Annotated in this window: 13 protein-coding genes; 6 read left to right on the forward strand and 7 right to left on the reverse strand. The window is 60.8% G+C overall.

The window, feature by feature from the left end; genetic code table 11:
* Positions 1-101: 101 nt before the first annotated feature.
* A complete protein-coding gene (locus tag ACI77I_RS19250) occupies positions 102-1,040 on the reverse strand; it encodes a magnesium transporter CorA family protein (protein WP_094953808.1) in 939 nt (312 codons plus the stop codon).
* Between the two features lie 6 nt (positions 1,041-1,046).
* Positions 1,047-2,633, reverse strand: coding sequence for a RimK family protein (locus tag ACI77I_RS19255; RefSeq protein WP_094953807.1), 1,587 nt, complete (start codon positions 2,631-2,633; stop codon positions 1,047-1,049).
* A 94-nt stretch (positions 2,634-2,727) separates the two neighbouring features.
* Here ACI77I_RS19255 and ACI77I_RS19260 point away from each other — a divergent pair, with 94 nt between their 5' ends.
* Positions 2,728-3,822 carry a GNAT family N-acetyltransferase/peptidase C39 family protein gene (locus ACI77I_RS19260; protein WP_094953806.1) on the forward strand — a complete coding sequence of 365 codons (1,095 nt, stop codon included), beginning with the start codon at positions 2,728-2,730 and terminating at the stop codon, positions 3,820-3,822.
* A 4-nt stretch (positions 3,823-3,826) separates the two neighbouring features.
* On the opposite strand, the gene sfnG is transcribed toward ACI77I_RS19260, so the two are convergent.
* On the reverse strand, positions 3,827-4,912 hold the full coding sequence (sfnG, locus tag ACI77I_RS19265) for a dimethylsulfone monooxygenase SfnG (RefSeq protein WP_406998192.1): 1,086 nt from the start codon (positions 4,910-4,912) through the stop codon (positions 3,827-3,829).
* Between the two features lie 266 nt (positions 4,913-5,178).
* Here sfnG and ACI77I_RS19270 point away from each other — a divergent pair, with 266 nt between their 5' ends.
* Entirely contained in the window at positions 5,179-6,417 is a 1,239-nt protein-coding gene (locus ACI77I_RS19270; RefSeq protein WP_406998193.1) for an acyl-CoA dehydrogenase family protein, read from the forward strand.
* Positions 6,418-6,484: 67 nt separating this feature from the next.
* Here ACI77I_RS19270 and ACI77I_RS19275 read toward each other — a convergent pair whose 3' ends face one another.
* Positions 6,485-7,270 (reverse strand): sulfite exporter TauE/SafE family protein, encoded by a 786-nt coding sequence (locus ACI77I_RS19275; protein ID WP_406998194.1) that lies wholly within the window; start codon positions 7,268-7,270, stop codon positions 6,485-6,487.
* 91 nt (positions 7,271-7,361) lie between these two features.
* Positions 7,362-8,132, reverse strand: a complete 771-nt coding sequence (locus ACI77I_RS19280; protein WP_263275012.1) for a class I SAM-dependent methyltransferase — start codon at positions 8,130-8,132, stop codon at positions 7,362-7,364.
* Between the two features lie 137 nt (positions 8,133-8,269).
* Here ACI77I_RS19280 and ACI77I_RS19285 point away from each other — a divergent pair, with 137 nt between their 5' ends.
* From ACI77I_RS19285 to ACI77I_RS19295, 3 genes are all read left to right on the forward strand, one after another.
* A complete protein-coding gene (locus ACI77I_RS19285) occupies positions 8,270-8,791 on the forward strand; it encodes a DUF3455 domain-containing protein (protein WP_094953625.1) in 522 nt (173 codons plus the stop codon).
* Between the two features lie 84 nt (positions 8,792-8,875).
* A complete protein-coding gene (locus tag ACI77I_RS19290; protein WP_406998195.1) occupies positions 8,876-9,406 on the forward strand; it encodes a sigma-70 family RNA polymerase sigma factor in 531 nt (176 codons plus the stop codon).
* Positions 9,403-10,083 carry an anti-sigma factor domain-containing protein gene (locus ACI77I_RS19295; RefSeq protein WP_242155870.1) on the forward strand — a complete coding sequence of 227 codons (681 nt, stop codon included), beginning with the start codon at positions 9,403-9,405 and terminating at the stop codon, positions 10,081-10,083. The genes ACI77I_RS19290 and ACI77I_RS19295 overlap by 4 nt, the downstream gene beginning before the upstream one ends.
* Here the strand turns inward: ACI77I_RS19295 and ACI77I_RS19300 are convergent, their stop codons facing one another.
* Together ACI77I_RS19300 and ACI77I_RS19305 are read right to left on the reverse strand one after the other, a co-directional pair.
* Entirely contained in the window at positions 10,084-11,385 is a 1,302-nt protein-coding gene (locus tag ACI77I_RS19300) for an ATP-binding protein (RefSeq protein WP_242155867.1), read from the reverse strand.
* Between the two features lie 3 nt (positions 11,386-11,388).
* A complete protein-coding gene (locus ACI77I_RS19305) occupies positions 11,389-12,090 on the reverse strand; it encodes a response regulator transcription factor (RefSeq protein ID WP_094953622.1) in 702 nt (233 codons plus the stop codon).
* Positions 12,091-12,376: 286 nt separating this feature from the next.
* On the opposite strand from ACI77I_RS19305, the gene ACI77I_RS19310 reads away from it, so the two are divergent.
* Entirely contained in the window at positions 12,377-13,531 is a 1,155-nt protein-coding gene (locus ACI77I_RS19310) for an efflux RND transporter periplasmic adaptor subunit (RefSeq protein ID WP_094953628.1), read from the forward strand.
* The last annotated feature ends 3 nt before the right edge of the window (positions 13,532-13,534 follow it).

Below are 13,534 nucleotides of genomic sequence, written 5' to 3' on the forward strand. Positions count from 1 at the left end.
TTTTGGTTACTTTTGGGCTCTTTCAAAAGTGACCCGCCGTAAGGGCGGAACCCATATCAGCCGTTACCGCAGCAACGGATATGTACTTACATCACCTCAAATCACACCACACTCGCCCCACCCGCAATCCGCTTCAACCCCAACACCATCAACCCCGCCCCCAACGCCATCGCCGACATCAGCAGCGGATACGACACCCACCAAGGCGTCCCCGCCGTCATCATGCTGAACTCCGACATCCCACCCACACTGGCAATCAGATTAAGCGGCAAAAACACCACATTGATCAGCGTCAACTTACGCAACAGATTATTCATGCTGTTGTTCATCAAGTTCCCACGCGCATCGATCAACCCGGAAAACACATTGGAGTAGATCTCCGCCTGCTTGTAGCACTGGTGATTCTCGATGATCAAATCATCGATCAACCCCAAAATCTCAGCACTGAAATGCTCCTTTTCCGCATGGTTACGCAGCCGCGAAAGCACCGCGCCGTTGCTGTGCAGCGCATTGATGTAATAGATCAAACTCTCGCTGAGGCTGAACATCTGCATCAAGTGATGGTTGCTCATCGACGCGTTGAACTGCTGCTGCAACTCCCGCGCAACCAGCTTGATCACCTTAAGGTGGCCCAAGTAGTGATGAATGTTATTGAGCAACAAGTCGAGCAACACATCCAACGGTGTGTGCAGCGGCCGGCGTGCGCCGAGCCCAGACAGCGGGGTTTCATCAGTGGCGATCACCAACAGGCGATCCTGGGAAAACAACAGGCCGCAGGACGACACCTCAAACACCAGATTGCCGCCGCCGGAATAGTTTTCCGGGCGCTTCCAGATCAGGAACAGGTTATCGGGGTGAAACTCGATACGTGACACCTCATCCGGGTCCAGCGCCGAGGCCAGGGCATGTTCATCCAGCTTGTGGTGGTCGCGCAGCCACTCACGCTCTGCAAGGTCGGGGTTGTTGAACAGCATGATCGGGGCATCTTCGCTCTCCCCACTGCGCAACTTCCCACCGGAGAACTCAAAGCGCTGGATCATCGCGCGTCACCACACCTGGCCTTGACGCTTCAACTCCAGGCGCCGCACAAACTCCTCCAGCACCAGGGCATACAGGTCGTCTTGCAGGTAGGCGTCTTCGATGCCGGCGTCCATATTGGGGTTGTCGTTGACCTCGATCACCACCACTTTGTCGCCGGACTGCTTGAGGTCGACGCCATAAAGGCCGTCGCCGATCAGGTTGGCAGTCTTCACCGCCAGTTCCACCACCGCCTTGGGCGCTTCGTGGACCGCCAGGGTGCGGCATTCGCCGTTGATGTCCTGGCCGATGGCCTTGTGGTTGTAGATCTGCCAATGGCCCTTGGACATGAAGTACTGGCAGGCAAAGATCGGCTTGCGGTTAAGTACGCCGATGCGCCAGTCGTACTCGGTGTAGAAGAATTCCTGGGCCAGCAACAGCACCGAATGTTCGAACAACTCGGCGGTGGCCTTGAGCAAGGCCTCCTGGCTTTCCACCTTGATCACGCCCCGGGAGAAACAGCCGTCGGGGATCTTCAATACCAGCGGGAAGCCCAGGCGCTCGCCGACCCGCTCGAAATCTTCCGGTCGTTCCTTGTACAGAATTTCGGTGGCGGGCATGCCCAGTTGGTGACTGTTGAGCAGGTCGGTGAGGTAGACCTTATTGGTGCAGCGCAGGATTGACGCCGGGTCGTCCATCACCACCAGGCCTTCGCTTTCGGCCTTTTTGGCGAAGCGGTAAGTGTGGTTGTCGACGCTGGTGGTCTCGCGGATCAGCAAGGCGTCGTATTCGGCGAGGCGCGAATAATCCTTGCGTTCGATCAGTTCCACATCAATGCCCAAGCCCTTGCCGACCCGCACGAAGTTTTCCAGGGCGCGGGCGTTGGATGGCGGCAGTTGCTCCTGGGGATCGTGCAAAATCGCCAGGTCATAACGGGCCAACCGGCGTGAGCGCGGTTGGCGCCAGATCTTGCGGCTGAAGTTGTCGAGGGCGTGGGCGAACTGGTCTTCCTGGTCGTCGCGTAACTTATGCAATACGCCGGACTTGACCCCTTCGATGTGCCAGCCGTTATTCTTGCGAAACTCAACTAACAGAATCGGGCACGGGAAGGTTTCAAACAACTGACGGGCCAACTCCTGCAACGGTTCTATATTGGTTCGGCCAAAGTAAAGCGTCAGGGTAAAGCCTTCGGTATTGCTGTAAAGGTGATGGCTCAAGGCTTTATCGAGGGTTTTATCCAGGTCATCCAGCGACAAGCCATACAACGACTTCTTGGTCAGTTCGCTGATGGTACGCACCGATGGAATCACCTTGTGCCCACGCGCCTCGGCCAGCAGCGAGCAGTAGTAACCGTGCCCCAGGTACTTGTAGCTGCGGCACAGGTTGATCACCTGTACACGCTTGCCCGTCTCGTTCTCGCGGGTTTGCTCCAGGTACTCCTGGGCGGTGACGATGTCTTCGCTGGGAAAGTAGGAGGCCCAATCTTCCTTGCGTTCGACAATGATCACGACTTGGCTGGAACCTTTGAGGGGAGGCGAAAAATAACCCTTGGAAGTTATTGTCGCCGCGACTGTTTGCTCGGATACTTCACGCCAATGACTTTGTACCGCCGACATAATATTTGATCCGCTTTAGAGAACTCGACCTTTTCTATTAAGCACGATCTTTTAGAGAAGTCCCGTTTCGTTACGCAACTTTTACGGCGGTCATATGGCTCTTTCCTTTCGCGTTGCAACACCCGCTGACGTGCCCGAATTGGTGGCACTGGAACAGCACTGCTTCACCACCGACCGGCTGTCGCCACGCAGTTTTCAGTGGATGGTCAGCCGCGCCCATGGCCAGTTGCTGGTCGCTGAAAATGACGACGGTTTGCTCGGTTATGCGCTGGTGCTGTTCCATCGCGGTACTTCACTGGCGCGGCTGTATTCCATCGCCATCGCCGAGCACGCACGCGGCATGGGCCTGGGCAAACAGTTGCTCGCGCGTATCGAGGCTTGCGCCGTGGCCCACGATTGCGCCTACCTGCGCCTCGAAGTACGCACCGACAACCCCGGCGCCCTGGCCCTGTATGAGCGCAATGGTTACCGGCGCTTTGCGCTGATCAACGACTACTACGAAGACCACGCCCCGGCCCTGCGCCTTGAAAAACGCATCGTCCAGCACCAGGACGCGCGCCCGCAAAGCGTGCCGTATTACCAGCAGACCACCGACTTCACCTGTGGCGCCGCGTGCCTGCTGATGGCCATGGGCGCGCTGGTGCCTGCGCGTGTGGCTGGTCGGCGCGAGGAGCTGCAAATCTGGCGTGAAGCGACCACCGTGTTCATGACCGCAGGCCACGGTGGCTGCAGCCCGCAGGGCCTGGCACTGGCGGCGTGGCGCCGGGGCTTTCGCGTACGTATGCAGGTGAATGTGCGCGGGCCGCTGTTTCTGGATGGCGTGCGTGACCAGCATAAAAAGGACGTCATGCGCCTGGTGCACGAGGCGTTTGAGGAAGAACTGACGGGCAGCGACGTCGAGCAGGTGCTTGGCGGCGCGCTGGATTTACCTCAGGTACTGCGCGATGGCGGGCAGCCGCTGGTGCTGATCAGCAGCTACCGGCTGACCCGCTCCAAGTCGCCGCACTGGGTGATGGTCACCGATTGCGACGACGACTTCGTCTACCTGCACGACCCGGATGTGGACCACAGCCAGCACCGCCAGCCCCTGGACTGCCAGCACTTGCCGGTCAGCCATGGGGAGTTCGAACGCATGTGCCGGTTTGGCAACAACAAGCTGCGCGCGGCCGTCGTGCTCTTCACTCGGTAAAGGCTCAGGCCACCTGCTTGATGCCGGCCTTGGCTTCCAGCTCGCGCACCAGCGGCAGTACGCGTTTGCCGAAGTACTCGACTTCCTCCTGGAAGTGCAGGAAGCCCGCCAGCACCAGGTCCACGCCGACGGCCTTGAGCGCAACAATGCGCTCGGCAATCTGTTGCGGCGTGCCGATCAGGTTGGTCTTAAAGCCGTCGTTGTACTGCACCAGGTCTTCAAAGCTGGATTTGGCCCAGTTGCCCTCGCCTTCCGGTGAGGCTTTGCCGGCCTGCTTGGCCGCGTCACCAAAGGCATTCACGGCTTCCGGGTCGGCCTTGTCGATGATCTCGGCGAGCACGGCGCGGGCTTCTTCCTCGGTGTCGCGGGCGATCACAAAGGCGTTCACGCCAACTTTGACCGAATGGTTATTCGTCGCCGCCTTGGCGCGAATATCATCGACCTGGGCCTTGATGCCTTCCGGCGTGTTGCCATTGGTGAAGTACCAGTCTGACACCCGCGCGGCCATGTCCCGCGCCGCTCGCGAGCTGCCGCCCTGGAACACTTCCGGCTGGCCCAGTGGCTTGGGCTTGAGGGTGTAATGGTTGAACCGGTAGAAGTCGCCTTTGAAGGTGAAATCGTCCTGGGTCCAGATGCCTTTCAGCGCGCGGATAAACTCCTCGGAACGCCGATAACGCTCATCGTGTTCCAGCCAGTGTTCACCGATCGCCTGGAATTCGCCCTTGAACCAACCGCTGACGATATTCACCGCAATGCGGCCGTTGGTGAGTTGGTCGATGGTTGCCAGTTGCTTGGCCGCCAGCGCCGGCTGCCACGGGCCGGGCAGGATCGCCGCAATCACTTTGAGCGTGGTGGTCGCCGCCAGCAATGCATGGCTGAACGCCACGGATTCATGCTGGTTTTCCGCGCCGTAACCTGCGGTGAAGCGGATCTGCGTCAGCCCATATTCAAAGCCGGCCGCTTCGGCCAGCTGTGCCAGTTTGCGGTTGTAGTCGATGCCCCAATGGGTGCGTTGCTCGATCTTGCTCACCACCAGCCCACCGCTGACGTTGGGCACCCAATAGGCAAATTTCACGGCTTGCTGACTCATCTGGGAGTACCTCGCACAAAGGGATGTACCCAGTGCTTGAGCAGCAAGCGTGCCAGGCAGCGGCAAAAGCCCGGCGCAAAGGCGTTGGCGACTTAGAACCGATGTTCAGCGGCGCTGGCTTGAATGTCGTGGATCGCGCCGGTTTGTCGGTTTGCTGTTGCCGGGGCAACAATTGTACGTATCCAGGCGCCGTAAACACGGGCCCTGGCGCCCGGCACGGACTGTGCAATCGGCTACCTATTGATCACTGCCCAGGAGCCGTCCCCATGACCGAGCAACACGTCATCAACCCACTGTCCACCGGCGTCGACTACCCCACGTTGGCCGCACGCTTTCGGCCGATCTTCCAGCGCATTGCCGAGGGTGCCGTGGAGCGCGAACGCACCCGCACCCTGCCCTACGAGCCGATCCAATGGCTCAAGCAAGCTGGTTTTGGCGCGGTGCGGGTGCCGGTGGAATACGGCGGCGGCGGCGCGTCGTTGCCACAGCTGTTCGAACTGCTGATTGAACTGGCGGCCGCCGACTCCAACGTGCCGCAGGCCTTGCGCGGGCATTTCGCCTTTGCCGAGGACCGCCTGAATGCGCCACCGAGCGCCGGCCGTGAGCGGTGGTTCAAGCGCTTTGTCGATGGCGATATCGTCGGCTGCGCCTGGACTGAAATCGGCAACGTGGCCATCGGTGATGTGGTCACACAGGTCAGCCCCGACGGTGACCAATGGAAGCTCAACGGTGAAAAGTTCTACAGCACCGGCAGTCTTTTCTCCGACTGGATCGACGTGTATGCGCAGCGCAGTGACACCGGTGGAAATGTGATCGCCGCCACCCGCACGCGCCAGCCTGGCGTGGTGCAAAGCGATGATTGGGACGGCTTTGGCCAGCGCACCACGGGCAGCGGCACTACGCGCTTTACCGATGCGGAGGTGGAAGCGGAAAACGTGATCGACTTTGCCACCCGTTTCAAATACCAGACCGCTTTTTACCAGCTGGTGTTGCTGGCAAGCCTGGCCGGGATTGGCCGCGCGGCGCTCAACGATGTGGCGCATCAGGTGCGTAATCGCACGCGTATTTACAGCCATGGCAATGCCGCGCATGTCAGTCAGGATGCGCAGGTTCAACAGGTGGTGGGTGACGTGGCGGCGTTGGTGTATGCCGCCGAGGCCAGTGCGTTGAAAGCTGCGGTGCCGGCGCAACGGGCGTACTTGGCACGGTTTGGTGGGGATGACGTAGCGGAGCGTGAAGCGAATGTGGCGGCCGAGATTGAATCGGCGACGGCGCAGGTGGTGGTGTCGGGGTTGGTTCAGCGGGCTACCACGGAGTTGTTTAATGCGCTGGGGGCGTCGGATGTGCGCCAAGGCAAGGCGCTTGACCGGCATTGGCGGAATGCGCGGACGGTGTCTTCGCATAATCCGGTGATCTACAAGGCGCGGATTGTGGGGGATTGGGTGATCAATGGGGCGGAGCCGCCGTTTGTGTGGCAGATCGGGAATGGGCCGGGCAAGGGGTAGGATTTATCACGACCGGGTACATATCCATTGCTGCGGTAACGGATATGTACTCAATCCAGGCGAAAAATCAAAACGCCAACTTATACCCAATACCCATCAACATAACCGCCAGACACGGCCGCAACACACCATCCGGCACCTTGCCGGTCATATGACTGCCCAGATAAATCCCAGGCAACGACCCCATCAGCAAAAACCCCAACAGATGCCAGTCCATATTCCCCATGCTGGCATGCCCCAATCCCGCCACCAGCGTCAGCGGCACCGCGTGGGCAATCTCCGTCCCAACCAACCGCCGCGTAGCCAGAAACGGATACAGGATAAACAGCGCAACCGTCCCCAGCGCACCCGCGCCGATAGACGTCAGCGCAACCATGGTCCCCAGCACCGCCCCAGTCACCACCGTCAACGCGTTCAAATTACGCGGGCTCATGTGATAGTCATCACCCGCATGACGCTGGGCAAAAGCCAACAAACTTTTCTTGAACAGAATCGCCAGCGCCGTCAGCAGCAACACAAAACCCAGAGCCTGCTTGATCACCGCGTTCATGGCACTGGGATCAGTGTGCAGGCTTGCGAGGAACCACAGCGTCAGCAGCACCGCCGGCACACTGCCCAACGTCAGCCAGCCGGTGATGGTCCAGTCGATGTTCTTATTCTTGCTGTGCACCAGCACGCCACCGGACTTGGTGATAGCCGCATACAACAAGTCAGTGCCCACGGCGGTGGCCGGGTTAATGCCGAACCACAACAGGATCGGCGTCATCAACGAACCACCACCGACACCGGTCATGCCCACGATAAAACCAACGATCAGGCCCGCAATTACAAAACCAACATTACCCACATCCATTACAGCTACCTGCGGCCTTATAAATTTCTGGCCGCAGGATAGCGATTTTTCTTATAACGACTTATATCAATATGATCTGACTTTATGCCTTTTACGCCAGCCGATGACAGACATAGGCCTGGGTCTGATACGGAAAAGCCACCGTGTCGCGCCCGCGCAACGCCGGGTGGGTTTCGATCAACGCCTGCAATTGCGCTGTGACCGTGGCTTTTTGCGCCGCTGGAAGCGCCGCGATAAAGCTCACCGAGAGGAAACGATCCATGATCACCTCCTGCGGACTGCCAACATGTTGATACGCAAAAGTGGTCATTTCGGGCGCAGTAAAGTACTCCCCCGTGAAGGCTTCGCGCCAACGACCGGAGTGAAAGCGCGGCGTGTCGCCCTCGTACGGCGTGATGATGTCGGTAATGGCCGCGACCCAGTCCACCGACTCATCGCGCACATTCCACACCAGCCCCAGCCGCCCGCCCGGTTTGAGCACCCGGTGGATTTCCGTCAGCGCCGCCTCGGTGGAGAACCAATGGAAGGCTTGCGCGCACACCACCGCATCGGCGACGGCGGTTTGCAACGGAATGGATTCGGCGGTGCCATTGACCAGGCGCACATCCGGCAACAGTTTACTCAGCTGCGCGCCCATGGCTTGCACCGGCTCGACGGCGATTAACGCAGGCGCCAGAGTGTTGAGTAAACGGGTGAACTTGCCGGTGCCGGCGCCCAGGTCGATCACCGTCGAGTGCGCGTCGATGTGCAGCGCCTCGGTCAGCCAGCCGGTAAGTTGTCGTGGATAGTCGGGTCGGCCCTGGGCGTAGGTGACGGCTTGGGTAGAGAAACCCTGTTGAGCAGACGTGTGGACACCAGTCATTGCCAATCTCTCCTCGGGTATAGCGGGGCGACAGTGTGCGCCCTTGCGCGTTTATTTTCTAATCACTGCATCCAATCGTGCGCGTCCCGGGTAGTGCTTACAGTTGTCCCGCTGTTTTACTCAATGGAGAAACACCGATGAACGCTAAAGCACTGTTCTGCCTGACCGCCCTGCTGGCCGCTGCGCCAACGGCTTTCGCCCAGACCGGCTTGCCCGACAGCATCAAGGTGCCGGATGGGCACAAGGTGGCGCTGGAGACCACCGGCGTCGGCGAAATCACCTACGAATGCCGCGACAAAGCCAACGCCGCCGGCCAGACCGAATGGACCTTCGTTGGCCCCAAAGCCGTACTCAACGATCGCAGCGGCAAGCCCGTCGGCACTTACTTCGGCCCGCCGGCCACCTGGCAGGCCAATGACGGCTCGAAAATCACCGGCACTCAACTGGCCGTAGCGCCGTCGAGTGCGGGCAACCTGCCCTATCAGTTGGTCAAGGCCAACCCCGCCGAAGGCAAAGGCGCGATGAGTGGCGTCAGTTACGTCCAGCGGGTCGCGCTTCAAGGAGGTGTAGCGCCGAGTACCGAATGCACCGCCGCCAACAAGGGCAAGCAAGAGAGGGTGAAGTACCAGGCCGACTACATTTTCTGGGCGGCCAACTGAGCAATTTCAGCTACGCTGCTGAGCTAGCGCCCCGACCTCTGGGTCGGGGCATTGGTTTTGTTCTTGCTGCGGAAAACAGTGTCCTTGCCCGAAACCACTTTTGATTACGAAGCCTGTTTGGGCGCTTGTGCCCGTGGCGACCTACGCGCCCTGCGCCGACTGTATGAGCACGACAGCAGCCGACTGCTCGGCGTGGCCATGCGTATCGCCCGGGACAGAGCCCTGGCCGAAGACATCGTGCATGATGCGTTTATCAAGATCTGGCGCGGCGCCGGCAGTTTCGACCCCAACCGTGGTTCGGCGCGTGGCTGGGTGTTCAGCGTAACTCGGCACTTGGCATTGAATGGGGTGCGCAACCATCACCGCGAAGTGGCGTTGGGCGAAGAACATGAATACGTTGCAGACGCCGACGACAGCTTTGAATTCACTGCGCGCTCAGGGCAGATTCAGCACTGCCTGGAACAACTCGACCCGGCCCGTCGCCGTTGCGTACTCCACGCGTATGTCGACGGCTATTCCCACAGCGAAATCGCGCAGAAACTGGACACCCCACTGGGGACAGTCAAAGCCTGGATCAAACGTAGCCTCGCCGCGCTGCGGGAGTGCATGGCATGAGCAACCCATTGGACGAACTGGCCGGCGAATACGTGCTGGGCACCCTGCCCTTTGAGCAACGCGCCGAGGTTGAACAGCGCTTGCCCCAGGATGCCGAGTTGCGCGCGGCGGTGGATGCCTGGGAGCAGCGCCTGTTGCCGTTGACGGCATTGGCCGAACCGGTGCCACCCTCCGCCCAGCTATGGCAGCGCATCGAGCGCACTGTCGCACCCGCCCCCGCCAACACCCAAACCCCGTGGTGGAACCTGCTCGCACTCTGGCGTGGCTTGGCCGGTGCAGGGCTGGTCACCACGTTAGTATTGGCAGCGCTGCTGCTGACGCGCCCGCCAACCGCTGAACCGACCTTTGTGGTGGTGCTGGTAGCGCCACAAAGCCAGGCGCCAGGCTGGGTGATCCAAGCCAGCAATACTCAGCAGATCCAGCTGATTCCATTGGGTGTGATGCAAGTGCCTGCCGACAAGGCCCTGCAATTCTGGACCAAGGGCGATGGCTGGCAAGGCCCTGTATCGCTGGGGTTGGTCAAGCCCGGCCAGACGTTGTCGGTGCCGCTGGACAAACTGCCGCCACTGGCGCCAAACCAGCTGTTCGAGCTGACCCTGGAAGATCTACAGGGCTCACCGACCGGCAAACCGACCGGGCCGATCCAGGCAATCGGCCGTGCCGTCAAAGTGCTCTGATCAGCCGACGCTGGGCAGCCACAGCCGAAACCGCGCCCCACCCAGGGGCGAGGCCAGGGCCGTCAAGCTGCCGCCCTGGGCTTCCATCGCGCGCCGGCTGATGGCCAGGCCGAGGCCGAAGCCGCCGGTGGCGCGGTCGCGGCTGCGGTCCAGGCGATAAAAGGGTTCGAAAATGCGCTCACGCTGGTCCACGGGAATGCCGATGCCATCGTCATCCACCCAGATTTCACAGCCGTTGGCACACACCTTGACGCCCACTTGGATGCGCTTGTCGCAGTAGCGCGTGGCGTTGCGCAGCAGGTTCTGCAACGCGCGGGCGGTGAGGCGTGGGTCGAGGCTGAAGCGCTCCACGGCGCAGTCGAGCGCCACGTCGATGACAATCTCGGGGTTTTCCAGCTCGTCATCGACGCTGCCAAGCACGCTGTCGATAAACTCGTCGAGCACCACATCTACGCGCTCCGGCAGTTGCGCCGGGTTTTGCAGGCGGCTGTAGGAGAGCAATTCCAGCACCAGCTCATCCAGCTCACGGATGTGCGCCACCAGGCTTTGCAGGCGCTCGCGGCTGGCCGGCGGCAAGTCTTCGGACAACGCCAGGGCCAGGCCGAAATCCAGGCGAGTCAGCGGCGTACGCAGTTCATGGGAAACCGCGTTGAGCAGGTCACGCTGCTGGTTGAGCAGGCGCTCGATGTCGTCGGCCATGGTGTCGAATACCGATGCCAGGCTGCCGATGTTGGAGCTGGCAGGAATACGCGTGCGCTCGGCCAGGTTGCCCTTGCCCAATTGCGCGGCGGTGGTTTTCAGGCGTTCCAGGTCACGCCAGTGCGGGCGCAGCCAGAACAGCAGGCAGGCGAGCAGCGCAGCGCCGATCAGCACGTTCATCGACCAGTACAACAGGTTCATGTCCAGCGGGTCTGGCGGAATGGTCAGCTTGACCGCGAATTGCTGGTTGATCGGCGAGCTGATTTCTTCCATCCAGCCCCACTCGCCCAGGCGGATCACCGGCTTGCCGTGTTCCAGCAGCTGTTCTTCTTCAGGGGTGTAGCTCGCATCCTGGCGCAGCAGCAGTTGCACTTTCAGCGGCGCAAAGTCGCGGCTCAGTTGGTCGGTGACCTGGGACCAACGCTCCACCGGCGCGCGCAGGTATTGCTTGACGATGAGCTTTTGCAGGCCGCGGGTTTGCTCGACGTTGTAGTTCAGGTAACGGTGTTCGAACACCTGGATCACCAATTTGGGGATCAGGTAGATCGCCGCACTGTAGGTGACGATGGTGATCAGATAGAGGCGCAACAGGACACGAAACATGGATCAGCATTCCCACTCGGAACGGCTGAACAAGTAGCCCTTGCCCCACACGGTCTTGATTTTGCGCGCTTCACCGGCGTGGTCATCGAACTTGCGGCGCAGCTTGGAGATGGCCACGTCTACCGAACGGTCGGTGCCATTGAACTCGATACCGCGCAGGCGTTGCAGGATTTGGTCGCGGCTAAGCACTTCACCGGCATGCCGAGCCAACACCACCAGCAGGTTGTATTCACCGCTGGACAACTCCACCGCCTGCTCACGCCAGGTCACGGTGCGTTCCGACAGGTCAATGCACAGGTTGCCCATGACGATCTGGTCATTAGCCACCTGGGGTTCGGACAGGCTGCTGCGGCGCAGCAAGGTGCGCACACGGGCCAGCAGCACGCGCGGCTCGCAGGGTTTGGTCACATAGTCGTCGGCGCCCATCTCCAGGCCCAGCACCTGATCGTGGCTGTCATCGCGTGCGGTGAGCATCAGGATCGGCAAGCCCGCCGAGTCGGTGCGCAACAGGCGGCACACTTGCAGACCGTCGAGGCCGGGCAGCATCAGGTCGAGAATCACCAGGTCCGGTGGGTTCAGACGCGCTCGTTCACGTACGTGGTCGCCACGGCTGAGCACGCTAACGTGGTAGCCATTGCGTTCCAGGTAGCTGGCAATCAGCTCGGAGAGTGCGGCGTCGTCTTCCACCAGGAGGATATTGGGCATGGTGTTTCCAGATAATACGGTTCGTCGGCTGTAGCCAGACCCTTGTGGGAGTGGGCTTGCTCGCGAAAACGATGGTTCAGTTGGCAGACTTATGGCTGATACAGCGCTTTCGCGAGCAAGCCCGCTCCCACATTTGATCTTTGCTGTTTGCAGGATTGTGCAAGGATATACGCCCTCAGGCGACTGTGGGTCGCACCTTACATTTCTTCACAGACGAGCTACACAGCTTCACAGCACCACGACGCAGGTGTCTTTAGGATGCGCCAGTCAATATTGGGATATGAGCATGTCGAAGAATCTGTTTGCGCCGTTTTGCCTGCTGGCACTGACACTCGCCCTCAGCGCGTGTGGCCCATCGGCGGACGAAGCGCCGGAAACGCCCCTGGCCAAGGTCCGCATCGAAACCCTTGAGGCCAAGCCCCTCTCCATCACCAGCGAACTGAGCGGGCGTATCGCCGCGCCGCGCATTGCCGAAGTGCGTGCACGGGTCGCAGGCGTAGTGATGCAGCGCGTGTTCAAGGAAGGCCACGACGTGAAACAGGGCGACGTGCTGTTTCGCATCGACCCGGCGCCCTTTAAAGCCGACCTCGACAGCGCCCAGGCCAACCTGAGCAAGGCCCAGGCCAACGCCTTCCAGGCACGCCTGCAAGAGCAGCGTTACAGCCAGTTGGTCGAAGGCAACGCCATCAGCGGCCAGGACTACGACAACGCCCGCGCCGCCGTGCGCCAGACCAATGCTGAGGTGGCCGCGAACAAAGCCGCCGTCGAGCGCGCCAAGCTCAACCTGGGCTACGCCACCGTGACCGCGCCGATTTCCGGGCGTATCGGCCGGGCGTTAGTGACCGAGGGCGCGCTGGTCGGCCAGAACGAGGCCACGCCGCTGGCAATCATCCAGCAACTGGACCCGATTCACGCTGACCTCACCCAGTCCACCCGCGAACTCAACGACCTGCGCCGCGCCTTCCGGGCCGGCAGCTTGAAACAGGTCGGCCAGGACCAGGCCAAGGCCACGTTGATCGAGGACGACGGCAGCCTGTACCCGCTGCCGGGCAAGTTGCTGTTTGCCGAAATCAGCGTGGACCCCGGCACCGGGCAAATCATCCTGCGCAGCGAATTCCCCAACCCGGACCTCGACCTGTTGCCCGGCAGCTTTGTGCGCGTACGCCTGGAACAGGCCGTGGATAAACAAGGCATCAGCGTGCCGCAACGCGCCATCACCCGCGACAGCGCCGGTATCCCGATGGTGCTGCTGTTGGACGCCGAACACACCGTGAGCCTGCAACCGGTGGAGCTGGGTGCGGTGATTGAGGATCGCTGGATCGTCAGCAGCGGCCTCAAGCCCGGTGACCGCATCGTCGTCGAAGGCATGCAACACGCGCGCCCCGGTGAAAAAGTCGAGGTGGATAACAGTCCAGCCTCCGGCCAGCCAGTCAAGGAATAACCC

It is taken from the genome of Pseudomonas sp. D47 (assembly GCF_045447305.1).
In the GTDB taxonomy this organism is placed as follows: Bacteria; Pseudomonadota; Gammaproteobacteria; order Pseudomonadales; family Pseudomonadaceae; genus Aquipseudomonas.